Here is a 13165-nt window from a genome sequence, read left to right as displayed (position 1 = left end):
GACGAGTGGATCTGATCCGCGCGACCGCCGACGACCGGAGCCCCGGGCCATCGCCCGGGGCTCCTCCATGTTCCGGGCCCTTCGGCGCCCGGCCTCGCCGTCAGCCCGGCATGTCGGACATCGCGGCCAGCGCGCGTTTCTCCCAGAGCGGCGCGGTGCCGTTGCTCAGGTCCACCGCCTCCTGGAACATCCGCCTGGCCGCCTCCGGCTCGTCGTTCCCGGCCAGGGCCCGGCCGAGGAAGTAGCACGTCTTGGCGCACACGACCGACTGGCCCGTGTCGAGGGCGAGCCGCCGGGCGTCGGTGAGGGTCCGCAGGGCCTCGTCGAACCGGTCCTGCAGGATCAGGGTCTCGCCCAGCCCGCACAGGATGTACGCCTCGCCCAGCCGGTCGCGCAGGTGACGCACCGGGGCGAGGGCCGCGGTGAACCGCTCCGCGGCCCGGGCCGGTTCCCTCCGGCGCAGGTGCAGCTCGCCCAGCCGCCACAGGGCCTGGGCCTGGCCGCGCTGGTTGCCGATCTCCTCGCAGATGGCCAGGGCCTCGCGGAGCCGGGCGTCGGCGAGCGTGAAGTCCCCGTGCAGGACCGCGATCTGCGCCATGCACCCGAGGACGTGGGCCTCCGTGGCGCGGTCCCCGGCGCGGTGCAGCTCGGGCAGCGCGGCCTGGTAGCGCTGCAGGGCGGCCCGGTGCCGGCCCGCGAAGTGGTCGACGAGGCCCAGGTCGCGCAGGGTCAGCGCACGCCCCTGGGCGTGGCCGAGCTCGTCGAAGATCGTCAACGCGGCGTCGAGCATGCCGGACGACTGCCCCCGGTACGGTTCCAGCCCGCCCAGGCCGTGCAGCATCACGGCCTCGCCCAGCCGGTTCCCGCCACGGCGGGCGGCGTCCAGGGCCAGCCGGTAGATGGCACGCCGGTCGTCCCGGTAGCCACGGGTCTCGTAGAGGACGACCCCGGACTGGGCCAGCTCCCAGGCGAGCTCGTCGAGCCCGGCCCCGGCGGCCTGCGCCACGCCCGCGGACAGCGTGCGCCGTTCGCTCTCCAGCCAGTCCAGCGGCGTGGCGAGCGGGTCACCGGTGAGCCCTCCGGGCGGTGACCACGCGCGCGTCGTGCCGCGGACGACGGCGAAGTCGCCGCCCCGCTCGCGGCGGTTGGCGTCGTAGGCGAGGGTGAGGAGGCAGCCGAGGAACCGGGCCAGGATCTCCCTCCTGCGGTCCTCCGGCTCCTCGGCCAGCGCACGCTCCCTGGCGTAGAGCCGGACCAGGTCGTGCAGGCGGTGCCGGAGCTGGCCGGCCGGGTCGCGGCCGATCGTGTGGACGAGCTGCGCGTCGAGCAGTTCCTCCAGATGCGCCTGGGCCTCGGCGACGCCGGTGCCGAGGAGCGCCGCGGCGGTCCAGTCGGCGAAGTCCGGCGCGTCGAGCAGGCCCAGCCGCCGGAACAGCGTCGCCGCGGGCCGGCCCAGCCCCTGGTAGCTGAGCGAGAAGTTGGCCCGCAGCCCCACCTCGCCGTAGTTGAACTCCGCGAGCCGCCGTTGCTCGTCGTCGAGCCGCGCGGCCAGGTCGGCGGGTGCCCAGTGCGGCCGGGCGAGCAGCCGCGCGCCCGCGATGCGCAGGGCGAGCGGCAGCCCGCCGCACAGCTCGGCGATCCTGGCCGTCGCGGTCCGGTCGCCGCCCATCCGGTCCTCGCCGACGATGGCGTCGAGGAGTCCCGCGGACTCCTCGTCGTTCAGCGTCGGCAGCCTCAGGGAGTGCGCGCCCTGCCGTACCACGAGGTCGGTGAGCTGGTCGCGGGTGGTGATGACCACCGCGCAGCCGGGCGTGCCGGGCAGCAGCGGACGCACCTGCGCCGAGGTGTGCACGTTGTCCAGGAGGAAGAGCACCCGGCGGCCGGCCAGCAGGCTGCGCAGCAGCGCCTGCCGGTCGTCCGGATCGGGGGGGACCTCCTCCCCGGGGACGCCCAGGGCGCGCAGGAAACGGTCGAGGGCGGCCTCCGGAGGGACCGGGCTGGCCTGCTCGGTGTAGCCGTGCAGGTCGATGAAGAGCTGGCCGTCGGGGAAGTGCCGGGCCATCCGGTGGGCCCAGCGCACGGCCAGGCCCGTCTTGCCGACGCCGCCCATGCTGGTGATCACGATGCAGGCCGGCACCCCGGCGGTCCGGCACCGGGCGAAGACCCGGTCCATCTCGTCCAGCTCCCGTTCCCGCCCGATGAATCCGGCGATGTTGGACGGGAGCTGGGCGACGGCCCCGGCGGCGGGCGGGCGCGGTGGGGAGGAGGGGCCCGTCCCCAGACGGCCCCGCAGGATCGCGTCGTAGGTGGACCTGAGCTCGTGCCCCGGGTCCACCCCGAGCTCGTCGGCGAGCAGCGCGCGGCCCCGGTGGTACACCTCCATGGCCTGGGCCTGGCGGCCCGCGGCGCACAGCGCCCGCATGAGCGTGGCGCGGAGCCTCTCCCGGAAGGGGTGGCGGCCGACCAGGTCGGTGAGCTCGGTGATCACCTCACCGCCGAGGCCGTGGGCCAGCCGCAGATCCAGGTACTCCTCGATGACGCCGAGCCGCCACTCCTCCAGCCTGGCGGCCTCGGCGCTCATGATGTCGCTGTCGAGGCCGGACAGGGTTTCGCCGCGCCACAGCTCCAGGGCCGACCGCAGCCGTTCGGCCGCGGTCGCGGGATCGTTGCCCTCCGCGGCCGCGCGGCCGGCCCTGACCAGTTCCTCCGCCGTGTTCAGGTCGACGGTGACGGCCTCGGGGCGGAGCTGGTAGCCCGGCGGCACGGCGGCCACCAGCTGCTCGCCCGAGCCGTGCAGGACGCGGCGCAGCCGGGTGACGCAGATGGCTATCTGGTTGCGTGCGGACGCCGGGGGACGCTCGCCCCAGACGGCGTCGATCATGAGGTCGAGCGGGACGACCCGGCCGGCGTTCAACGCGAGCAGCGCGAGAACGACGCGCTGACGCCGGCCGGTTATCTCCAGGGCCGTTCCGTCCACCATCGCGTCCACGGGTCCGAGGACCCGTACTTTACGGAGGTCGCTCAAAAAATCTCCCCGTGACCGGCCGAAACCCCTTCATGGCATTCGTGATCATCGATATCTCGAAATTTAGGGTATAGAACGCCATTCGTGAATCTTTTACTCTTATGTCTGACTTTTGGTTACGGTCGAGAGAATCATTTCCCGCTCCCCGGCGTGCCGTCGGGGCCGGCGGGGAGAGCGGGATTCCGGTGGGACGGCCGCCGGCCGGGACCCGGCGCCCGGACGGCCCCGATCTCCGCGGACCCGAGGCGCGGACGGCCCGGTCTTCGCGGGATTCCGCACGGGCTCGGGACCCGGACGGACGCCGGGAAGCGGTCCCGGCTCCCGCGCGACGGACTAGGCTAACTGTTCGTGCTGGTCCTGGCCTTTGATACCGCGACCCCCGCCGTCACCGCAGCGCTGCACGACGGTGAACGGGTCCTCGCCGAGTCGACGACCGTCGACGCCCGCCGCCACGGCGAACTGCTCGTGCCCACGATCGAGACCGTCCTGCGGGAGGCCGGCGCCGTGCTCGCCGACGTCACCGTCGTCGTCGCGGGCGCCGGGCCCGGCCCCTACACCGGCCTGCGGGTCGGCCTGATGACCGCCCAGGCCCTCGCCGCGTCGCTCGGCGTCCCGGCGTACGGCGTGTGCACGCTCGACGCCGTCGCCTACGGCAGCGGGCTGTCCGAGCCGTTCCTGGTCGCCACCGACGCCCGGCGCAAGGAGGTGTTCTGGGGCCACTACGAGGACATGCGGACCCGGCTGTCCGGCCCCGCGGTGAGCCGGCCCCACGACCTGCCCGCCGACCTCCCGCTCGTCGGCGCGGGCGCGCGGATGTACGCCGAGGTCGTCGGCGCCTCCCGGCTGCTGGACGCGCCCGAGTACCCCTTCGCCGGGGCGCTGGCGTCGCTGGCCGCCGAGCAGCTCGGCGAGCCCGACATCCGCGAGGTCGTGGAGAGCGGCACGCACCCCGTGCTGAGCACGCCCCGCCCGGTGTACCTTCGCCGCCCCGACGCCCAGGTGCCCGCCGCGCCCAAGAAGGTCGGCACATGACCGTGACGCTGCGCACGATGACCGAGGACGACCTGTCCGCGGTGCTGAAGATCGAGCGGGACACCTTCCCCGCGGACGCCTGGAGCGAGGGCATGCTCCGCGACGAGCTCGCCGGACAGCCCGGCACCCGCCACTACGTGGTGGCCGAGACCGGCGAAGGGATCATCGGCTACGCCGGGCTCTTCGCCGCCGGTGACCAGGCCGACGTGCAGACCATCGCCGTCGCGGCCGACCGGCGGCGCACCGGGGTCGGCGGCGCCCTGCTCACCGAACTGCTGGCCGAGGCCGGACGGCGCGGCGCGCGCTCGGTCTTCCTGGAGGTGCGCGCCGACAACCCCGCCGCGCAGGCGATGTACGAGCGGTTCGGCTTCGTCCGGCTCGGCCTGCGCCGCCGCTACTACCAGGACGGCACCGACGCGATCACGATGCGGAAGGATCTCATCCATGAGTGACGAACCCCTGGTCCTGGGCATCGAGACCTCCTGCGACGAGACCGGGATCGGCATCGTCCGGGGACACACCCTGCTGGCCAACACGATCGCCTCCAGCGTCGACGAGCACGCCCGCTTCGGCGGCGTGGTGCCCGAGGTCGCCTCCCGGGCGCACCTGGAGGCGATGACCCCCACCGTCGAGCGGGCGCTGGAGCAGGCGGGCCTGCGCTTCTCCGACATCGACGCGATCGCGGTGACCGCCGGGCCGGGGCTGGCCGGCGCCCTGCTGGTCGGCGTGGCCGCCGCCAAGGCGTACGCGCTGGGCCTCGGAGTCCCGCTGTACGGGGTGAACCACCTGGCCGCCCACGTGGCCGTGGACCAGCTCGAACACGGCGCCCTGCCCAAGCCGTGCATCGCCATGCTCGTCTCGGGCGGCCACTCCTCCCTGCTGCTGGTGCCCGACGTCGCCAAGGACGTCATCTCGCTCGGCTCCACGGTGGACGACGCCGCGGGCGAGGCGTTCGACAAGGTGGCGCGGGTGCTCGGCCTGCCCTTCCCCGGCGGCCCCTACATCGACCGGGCCGCCCGCGACGGCTCCGGCACGGCCATCGCCTTCCCGCGGGGCAAGTACGACGACGGCACCCTCGACTTCTCGTTCTCCGGCCTGAAGACCGCCGTGGCCCGCTGGGTGGAGGCCAGGGAGAGGTCCGGCGAGCCGATCCACGTGCCCGACGTGGCGGCGTCGTTCCAGGAGGCCGTGGTCGACGTGCTGACCCGCAAGGCCCTCCAGGCGTGCCGCGAGCACGGCGTCCAGGACCTGCTGATCGGCGGCGGCGTGGCGGCCAACTCCCGGCTGCGCGCCCTGGCCCAGGAACGCTGCGACGCGGCGGGGGTGCGGCTGCGCGTCCCCCGGCCGGGGCTGTGCACCGACAACGGCGCCATGGTGGCCACCCTGGGCTCCGACCTGGTGGCGGCGGGCGTCACCCCGTCGTCCCTGGAGATCCCGGCCGACTCCTCGCTTCCGATCACCACCGTCCACGTCTGACGGCACGACCCCGCCCGCGCCCCGGAGACCACGGGGCGCGCGGTCCTTTCGCCGCGGGTCAGGCCGGGCTGCAGATGAGGGCGAACGGCCGCTCCCCGACGCGGGTGAGGACCACCGTCGCGGACCCGCCGCCGGAGAGCCGCAGATCCCTGCGCAGGCGCTCCACGTCGACCGCCGAGCCGCGCTTCTTGACCGTCACGGTGCCCGCCCCGCGCTCGCGCAGCGCCGCCCGCAGCCGTTTGAGCGAGAACGGCATCATCTCGTGCACCTCGTACCGCGCCGCCCAGGGCGTGGCCGCCCCGGTGTCGCCGGTGATGTAGGCGATGCGCTCGTCGAGCAGCCGGCCGCCCACCTGCCGGGCCACCTCCGCCACCAGGTGCGCCCGTACGGCCGCGCCGTCCGGCTCGTAGAGGTGGCGGCCGATCGCGCCCACCGGGGCGGGCTCCGCGTCCGGATCCGGCGTCAGCGTCACGCCGGACGGCAGCATCGTGGCCCTGCGCGCCGCGTCCCCGGCCAGGCCGCCGCACCAGATCGCGGCCTCCTTGACGTCGCCGCGCCAGGAGACCCACTCGGCCTCGGCGCCCGGCGGGATGAACTCGTACGGGATGCCGGGGGCGACCTTCAGGCAGGCCGCCGGGGCCTTCGCCACCATGCCGAGGACCTCCGGCCACGGCGGGGAGTAGGCCATCGGGTCGAACGTCCTGCCCCGCGCGGTACGGCGGGCGGGATCGGCGAACAGCACGTCGAAGGCCGACGGGTCGACCGTGGCGGCCTCGGCCGCGCGGACCGTGACGCGGTCGCCGAGGCCCAGGGCGTCGGCGTTGGCCCGGGCGACGGCGGCGGTGAGCGGGTCGGCGTCCACGGCCTCCACGACGCAGCCCGCCCTGGCCAGCGCCAGCAGGTCGCCGCCGATCCCGCAGCAGACGTCGGCCACCCGGGAGCCGGCCGGGACGCGCCGGGCCCGGTGGTCGGCCACCTCGCGGCGGGTGGCCTGTTCCAGGCCGTGCGGGGTGAAGTACATGACGGCGGCGTCGGAACCGAACTTCTCCCGCGCGCGCTCCCTGAGCGCCGCCTGGGTGAGCGCCGCGGAGGTCAGGGCCGCGTCGTAGGTCCTGCGCAGCCGCGTCACCGCGGCCACCGGGCCGTCACCCGCGGCCTCGGCCGCCGCCGCGAGGGCCTCCTGGCCGCGCGGCGTCAGCAGTTCCCGAAATGCGTCGAGGTCCACACCGCCCGACGCTACCGCCTCACTTCAGCAGGCCGGCCAGATCGATCTCGACGGGGAAGGGGACCGGGACCGAGAGCACACCGCGATGGATGCCGGTGGGGACATAGGAGCGGGTGGCGGGGTCGAGTTCGTAGACGTAGACGACGGGCACGCCGTCCGCCTCTTCCACCCGCCAGAAGTGCGCTATCCCGGCCTGGGCGTAAGCGCGCGGCTTGACCTCGCGGTCGCGGAGCACCGACTCGGGGGAGACCACCTCGACCACCAGATGGACCTCGCCGGGGAGGTAGGCGGTGCGGTCGTGGTCGTGGTCGAGCGCAGCGTCGATGAGAAGCACGTCGGGGCACGGGCGCTGCCGCGCACCGAGCTTGACGTCCATCTGGGTGGCCACCGCCAGCCGGTCCGGGGCCTGAGCCTCGAAGGCGGCCGCGAGCCTGCGGATCACGAGATCGTGGAAACGCTTCTGGGGGGACATGAAGACGAGGGCTCCATCGACGAGTTCGACGTGCTTGAAGAAGTCCGGCTCGCCGTTCGGGCCCTCGTCGGGCAGGCGGTCGAGGTCGTCGGCGGTCCACCCGCCGGCCGGGGGACGGGGCCAGTCGGCGAGCGGGTCGCGGCCGTCACCTCGCGTGCCCGCTCTCTCGCGGAGTGTGCTGGTCACATCGCTCACCTTAGCGTCGTCTCCATTGCCGTTCGTGACCATCGCATTACTTCCCGTCGATGTCCGTCGTCCCGCCTACCTCTCATGGTGCCCCCGGCGGGGGCTCCTGTCCCCTCGTCGGGGGCGCCCGGAGCGTCGGCGGGCGGTTCGTGTTGACTGTCAAGGCCTCCTTGCATACTGTTCCGTATTGGCACTCTCCCGGTGAGAGTGCCAATGCAAGCGCGACGAGGCTGGTCTGACACCCGCGACGGCAGACCGCTGGTCGCCTCTTCTAGATCATTCAAATCTGAAGGGGAGGTCCGACGTGACGACCGCCACCAAGGTTCCCGTTAAGCCGCTCGGCGACCGCATCGTGGTCCAGCCGCTTGAGGCCGAGCAGACCACCGCCTCCGGCCTGGTCATTCCCGACACCGCCAAGGAGAAGCCCCAGGAGGGCAGGGTCCTCGCGGTGGGCCCGGGCAACTGGGACGAGGACGGCGACAAGCGCATCCCGCTCGACGTCAAGGAGGGCGACGTCGTCCTCTACAGCAAGTACGGCGGCACCGAGGTGAAGTACGGCGGCGAGGAGTACCTCGTGCTCTCCGCCCGTGACGTGCTCGCCATCGTCGAGAAGTAGTTCATCGCTTCCGACGTTTCCGAGATGACGCATCGAGCCCCGGGTCGCGAGAGCGCCCGGGGCTTCGATGCTCCCACGTGCCCCCAGAGAGGACTGTCATGCCCAAGATCCTGTCGTTCGAGGAGGACGCCCGCCGCTCGCTGGAGCGCGGTGTCAACGCCCTCGCCGACGCCGTCAAGGTGACCCTCGGCCCCCGCGGCCGCAACGTCGTCATCGACAAGAAGTTCGGCGCTCCGACCATCACCAACGACGGCGTCACCATCGCCCGCGAGGTGGAGCTGGAGAAGCCGTACGAGAACCTCGGCGCGCAGCTCGCCAAGGAAGTCGCGACGAAGACCAACGACATCGCCGGTGACGGCACGACCACCGCGACCGTCCTCGCCCAGGCGATGGTCCGCGAGGGTCTGCGCAACGTCGCCGCCGGCGCCCAGCCGCTGGGCCTCAAGCGGGGCATCGACCTCGCGGCCAAGGCCGTCAGCGACAGGCTGGTCGAGAGCGCCCGCCCGGTCGCCGACAAGAAGGAGATCGCCCACGTGGCGACGATCTCCGCGCAGGACGCCAAGATCGGCGACCTGATCGCCGAGGCGTTCGACAAGGTGGGCAAGGACGGCGTCATCACCGTCGAAGAGTCCAACACCATGGGCCTGGAGCTGGAGTTCACCGAGGGTCTCCAGTTCGACAAGGGCTACCTGTCGCCCTACATGGTGACCGACCAGGAGCGCATGGAGGCGGTCCTGGAGGACCCCTACATCCTGATCACCCAGGGCAAGATCTCCTCCGTCGCGGACTTCCTGCCGCTGCTGGAGAAGGTCGCGCAGACCAAGAAGGCGCTGCTGGTCATCGCCGAGGACGTCGAGGGCGAGGCCCTGGCGGTCCTGGTGACCAACAAGATCCGCGGCACCTTCACCTCCGTCGCCGTCAAGGCGCCGGGCTTCGGTGACCGTCGCAAGGCCATGCTCCAGGACATCGCCATCCTCACCGGCGGCCAGGTCGTCAGCGAGGAGGTCGGCCTCAAGCTGGAGCACGTCGGCCTGGAGGTGCTCGGCACCGCCCGCCGCGTCGTGGTCACCAAGGACGCCACCACCGTCGTGGACGGCGCCGGCGACGCGCAGGCGATCGAGGACCGCGTCCGTGAGATCAAGGTCGCCATCGAGCAGTCGGACTCCGACTGGGACCGCGAGAAGCTGCAGGAGCGCCTGGCCAAGCTCGCCGGCGGCGTCTGCGTGCTCCGGGTCGGCGCGGCCACCGAGGTGGAGCTCAAGGAGAAGAAGCACCGCCTGGAGGACGCCATCTCCGCGACGCGCGCCGCGATCGAGGAGGGCATCGTCTCCGGCGGCGGCTCCGCGCTCGTCCACGTCTCCAAGGCCCTCGACGACCTGGGCCTGAGCGGCGACGAGGCGACCGGTGTGGGCGTGGTCCGCCGGGCGCTCATCGAGCCGGCCCGCTGGATCGCCGAGAACGCCGGTCTGGAGGGCTACGTCGTGACGTCCAAGGTCTCCGAGCTCCCGGTCGGCCACGGCCTGAACGCCGCGAGCGGCGAGTACGGCGACCTGATCGCTCAGGGTGTCATCGACCCGGTCAAGGTCACCCGTTCGGCCGTCCAGAACGCCGCCTCCATCGCCGGCATGCTGCTGACGACCGAGGCCCTCGTGGTGGACAAGCCCGAGGAGGAGGCTCCGGCCGCCGCCGGTGGTCACGGCCACGGTCACGGTCACGGTCACTGATCCGCGCGATCGGCCGGTACGGCCCGCGTCCCGTTCGGGGCGCGGGCCGTACGTGTTTTCGGATAGCCCGAAAGGGGCCCCAAAGCGTCACGGCGGAGAGCCGGTAAGAGAAACCCCCTTATGGGAAATCACTGACATATTAGACCGGTCTATGAAATATATTTTCATCACGTGACCCTTATTGTCATCGAGCGATTACACCCCGTTATCGACGTGTCAATGTGACCAATCCGTAGCCGTTGGTCATGGGGACAGGCCCGAGCGATACGGGCATCATGCGTAACGTGACCGAGGGATGCGTCGCCGACGCCAAAAGAGGGGTAAGGCTTGCGACGAGATCTGAAGGGAGCGCCCACAGGGATGACCTCAAGGATCTGACGAGCCTCGCAGTTCAAGGTGATCGAACCGCGATCGAAAGTCTGATCGCACAGTTGCGGCCAATGGTCGTCCGTTATTGCCGTGCTCGTCTGGGCCGGGTTTCCGGTCAGTATCACATCGCGGACGACGTGGCCCAGGAGGTGTGCATCGCGGTGCTGTCCGCGCTGCCCCGCTACCGCGACATGGGGCGCCCTTTCGCGTCCTTCGTCTTCGGCATCGCCTCCCACAAGGTGGCCGACGCCCTGCGCAGCTCCGTGCGCTCGGCCGTGCCCACGCAGGACCTCCCGGACGGGCCCGACGACGGCCCCGGCCCGGAGGAGACCGTGGTGCGCTACATCGAGGCCGAGCACGCGCGCAGGCTGCTGTCCAGGCTCCCCGACAACCAGCGGGAGCTGCTCATCCTGCGGGTGGTGTCGGGCCTGTCCGCCGAGGAGACGGGTAATGTACTGGGCATGTCACCAGGAGCGGTTCGCGTCGCCCAGCATCGGGCGCTGGCCCGGCTGAGGGCGATGGCGGAGCTGGAGTCGACGGCTTGACCCCGAACCCGGCGAGCGGTGTCCGACGAGGGCCGCGCCGTCCCCGGCGCGGGTCCGGCCGGGCCGGCGAGCACCCCGAGCGAGCGCGGGCATGACCACCGTCCACCCGCTCCGTCCGGCGCGCGAGCGCGGGCCGGACGACGGCACGTGCGACGGCGCGGCCGTGGCCGGGACCGACGCCCTGCTGGAGGCCCTCTCCCGCAGGGAGCCCGTTCCCACCGCGGATCCGGCGATCGCCCTGCTCGCGGCGCTGGTCGACGACGTCGATCAGCGGCGCTCCTCGGTGTCGATCACACCGTCGACGTAGCCCCTGGCGTACTCCCAGGTGACGTAGTCGCTCGGGTCGGGTTGATAGGCGGGCTCGTGCACCTGCGGCCAGCCTTTCTCGATCATCTGGCGCAGGTTGCCGCGCAGCAGCTCCCAGCCGAAGTAATGCTGTTCGCCGCACTCCGGGCAGTCGAGGACCAGCCCGAGCACGCCGTGCGGTTCGAGCAGGGAGCGGAAGACCTCCACGTCGGCCAGGTCGGTCATGGCCTCGTCGCGTTCGGCTGAGGTCAGCGGTTCGGCGTCGCCTGGCTCTCCCAGGGTCGCCGCCGGGTCGTCGGGGTCGTCCGCGAACGGGTCGCGTGGGACATCGTCGAGCACTATCCCACCTTATGACCTCGATGCGATGGGCAGGCCCCGAACCGTCCGAGCCGTCCGGGACGTGACATCCGCGGCGAACCGTACGGCCGCCGCACGGGACGACCGTACGGCCGCCGAGGCGGACCCGCCGGGGCCCGCGCCCGGCATCCGCGCCAGGGGCCGCGCGCCCGGTGTCCCGGGGTTTCGCGCCCGGCGTCCCCTGCTTGGGAGGCCAGACCCTAAACTTGCATACGGGGGCCGGCGCCTTTCCCCAGCCATGAGAGCGCCGAGGCAGAAGGGTTGCAGATGGCCAAGTTCACCGAACCGGGACTCACGTTCGACGACGTGTTGCTCGTGCCCGCCTTCTCGGACCTGCAGCCGGGCGAGGCCGACACCCGCACCCGTCTGTCACGCGGGATCACGCTGAGCATCCCGCTGATCTCCGCGGCGATGGACACGGTCACCGAGGCCCGGATGGCGGTCGCGATGGCCCGCCAGGGCGGCATCGGCATCCTGCATCGCAACCTCTCCATCGAGGACCAGGCCCAGCAGGTCGACCTCGTCAAGCGCTCCGAGGCCGGGATGGTGACCAACCCCGTCACCTGCTCGCCGGACGACTCCCTCGCCGATGTCGAGCGCCTGTGCGGCACCTACCGCATCTCCGGCGTCCCGGTGACCGACGCCGACGGCGTCCTCGTCGGCATCGTCACCAACCGCGACATGCGCTTCGAGACCGACCACAGCCGCCCGGTGCGCGAGGTCATGACCCCCATGCCGCTGGTCACCGCGCCGGTCGGGGTCTCCAGGGACGACGCGTTCGACCTGCTCAGGAAGAACAAGATCGAGAAGCTGCCGCTGGTCGACCCCGCCGGGCGGCTCCGCGGGCTCATCACCGTCAAGGACTTCACCAAGAGCGAGCAGTACCCCCTCGCCACCAAGGACGCCGACGGACGGCTCGTCGTGGGGGCGGCCATCGGCGTCGGGAACGACGCCGAGAAGCGGGCCTCCGCCCTCATCGAGGCCGGGGCGGATGTGATCATCGTCGACGTCGCGCACGGCCACTCCAAGGGGCTCGCCGACATGATCTCCAAGATCAAGGCCAACAGCGGCGTCGAGGTGATCGGCGGCAACATCGCCACCCGCGCCGGCGCCCAGATGCTGGTCGACGCCGGCGCCGACGCGGTCAAGGTCGGCGTCGGGCCGGGCTCCATCTGCACCACCCGCGTGGTCGCCGGCGTCGGCGCCCCGCAGGTGACGGCCATCCACGAGGCGTCCCTGGCCGCCGGTCCCGCCGGGGTGCCGGTGATCGGCGACGGCGGCCTGCAGTACTCCGGGGACATCGTCAAGGCCATCGCGGCCGGCGCCGACGCGGTCATGCTCGGCTCCCTCCTGGCGGGCTGCGAGGAGTCGCCGGGCGAGCTGATCTTCATCAACGGCAAGCAGTTCAAGTCCTACCGCGGCATGGGTTCGCTCGGCGCGGTCCGCAACCGCGAGCGCGGCGGCGCCTCCTTCAGCAAGGACCGCTACGCCCAGGCCGACGTCGGCGGCGAGGACAAGTTCATCCCCGAGGGCATCGAGGGCCAGGTCCCCTACCGCGGCCCGGTCGCCGCGGTCGCCCACCAGCTCGTCGGCGGCCTGCGCCAGGGCATGTGGTACTCCGGGTGCCGCACGATCGCGGAGATGCACGCCAGGTGCGAGCTCATGCCGATCACCGCGGCGGGCCTCAAGGAGAGCCACCCCCACGACATCCAGATGACGGTCGAGGCCCCCAACTACCACCGCCGGTAGGGGCCGGCCGCGGATGCCCGGGGCGGACGACGGAAACGACCGACTCGTACCAGGCACGCCGAGTGGGCGGACCGAGACGGCAG

Annotated in this window: 12 protein-coding genes; 8 read left to right on the top strand and 4 right to left on the bottom strand. The window is 72.3% G+C overall.

Features of this window, described 5'->3' with window-relative positions:
- Positions 1-100 precede the first annotated feature (100 nt).
- Complete coding sequence (locus IEZ10_RS13195) at positions 101-3025, bottom strand: AfsR/SARP family transcriptional regulator (RefSeq protein WP_189246784.1); 2925 nt, start codon at positions 3023-3025, stop codon at positions 101-103.
- Between the two features lie 348 nt (positions 3026-3373).
- Between IEZ10_RS13195 and tsaB the strand changes: the two genes are divergently transcribed.
- Genes tsaB through tsaD form a run of 3 tightly spaced genes read left to right on the top strand, consistent with a single transcriptional unit; the run spans position 3374 to position 5533 of the window.
- Positions 3374-4057: a tRNA (adenosine(37)-N6)-threonylcarbamoyltransferase complex dimerization subunit type 1 TsaB gene (tsaB, locus tag IEZ10_RS13190; RefSeq protein ID WP_189246783.1), complete on the top strand. Its 684-nt coding sequence runs from the start codon at positions 3374-3376 to the stop codon at positions 4055-4057.
- Positions 4054-4509 (top strand): ribosomal protein S18-alanine N-acetyltransferase, encoded by a 456-nt coding sequence (gene rimI / locus IEZ10_RS13185; RefSeq protein WP_189246782.1) that lies wholly within the window; start codon positions 4054-4056, stop codon positions 4507-4509. Before tsaB ends, rimI begins: the two co-directional genes overlap by 4 nt.
- Positions 4502-5533 (top strand): tRNA (adenosine(37)-N6)-threonylcarbamoyltransferase complex transferase subunit TsaD, encoded by a 1032-nt coding sequence (gene tsaD, locus IEZ10_RS13180; RefSeq protein ID WP_189246781.1) that lies wholly within the window; start codon positions 4502-4504, stop codon positions 5531-5533. The genes rimI and tsaD overlap by 8 nt, the downstream gene beginning before the upstream one ends.
- Positions 5534-5591: 58 nt before the next feature.
- On the opposite strand, the gene IEZ10_RS13175 is transcribed toward tsaD, so the two are convergent.
- Both IEZ10_RS13175 and IEZ10_RS13170 read right to left on the bottom strand, forming a co-directional pair.
- Positions 5592-6758, bottom strand: coding sequence for a class I SAM-dependent methyltransferase (locus IEZ10_RS13175; RefSeq protein WP_189246780.1), 1167 nt, complete (start codon positions 6756-6758; stop codon positions 5592-5594).
- 19 nt (positions 6759-6777) lie between these two features.
- A complete protein-coding gene (locus IEZ10_RS13170; RefSeq protein ID WP_229811224.1) occupies positions 6778-7416 on the bottom strand; it encodes a Uma2 family endonuclease in 639 nt (212 codons plus the stop codon).
- Between the two features lie 304 nt (positions 7417-7720).
- On the opposite strand from IEZ10_RS13170, the gene groES reads away from it, so the two are divergent.
- The 4 genes from groES (at position 7721) to IEZ10_RS13150 (ending at position 10977) form a co-directional block, all read left to right on the top strand.
- Complete coding sequence (groES, locus tag IEZ10_RS13165; protein ID WP_179819630.1) at positions 7721-8032, top strand: co-chaperone GroES; 312 nt, start codon at positions 7721-7723, stop codon at positions 8030-8032.
- A 98-nt stretch (positions 8033-8130) separates the two neighbouring features.
- Positions 8131-9756: a chaperonin GroEL gene (gene groL / locus IEZ10_RS13160; protein ID WP_189246778.1), complete on the top strand. Its 1626-nt coding sequence runs from the start codon at positions 8131-8133 to the stop codon at positions 9754-9756.
- Positions 9757-10031: 275 nt separating this feature from the next.
- Positions 10032-10670: a sigma-70 family RNA polymerase sigma factor gene (locus tag IEZ10_RS13155; protein ID WP_189246777.1), complete on the top strand. Its 639-nt coding sequence runs from the start codon at positions 10032-10034 to the stop codon at positions 10668-10670.
- A 91-nt stretch (positions 10671-10761) separates the two neighbouring features.
- Positions 10762-10977: an anti-sigma-D factor RsdA gene (locus tag IEZ10_RS13150; RefSeq protein WP_189246776.1), complete on the top strand. Its 216-nt coding sequence runs from the start codon at positions 10762-10764 to the stop codon at positions 10975-10977.
- Here the strand turns inward: IEZ10_RS13150 and IEZ10_RS13145 are convergent.
- Positions 10938-11315, bottom strand: coding sequence for a DUF5319 family protein (locus IEZ10_RS13145; RefSeq protein WP_179819626.1), 378 nt, complete (start codon positions 11313-11315; stop codon positions 10938-10940). The two genes, IEZ10_RS13150 and IEZ10_RS13145, sit on opposite strands and share 40 nt — an antisense overlap.
- A gap of 285 nt (positions 11316-11600) precedes the next feature.
- Between IEZ10_RS13145 and guaB the strand changes: the two genes are divergently transcribed.
- A complete protein-coding gene (guaB, locus tag IEZ10_RS13140) occupies positions 11601-13082 on the top strand; it encodes an IMP dehydrogenase (protein WP_189246775.1) in 1482 nt (493 codons plus the stop codon).
- Positions 13083-13165: the final 83 nt, after the last annotated feature.

It is taken from the genome of Streptosporangium pseudovulgare, from assembly GCF_014648055.1.
GTDB classification, from domain to species: Bacteria; Actinomycetota; Actinomycetes; order Streptosporangiales; family Streptosporangiaceae; genus Streptosporangium; species Streptosporangium pseudovulgare.
This window is presented reverse-complemented; position numbering and strand designations above follow the sequence as displayed.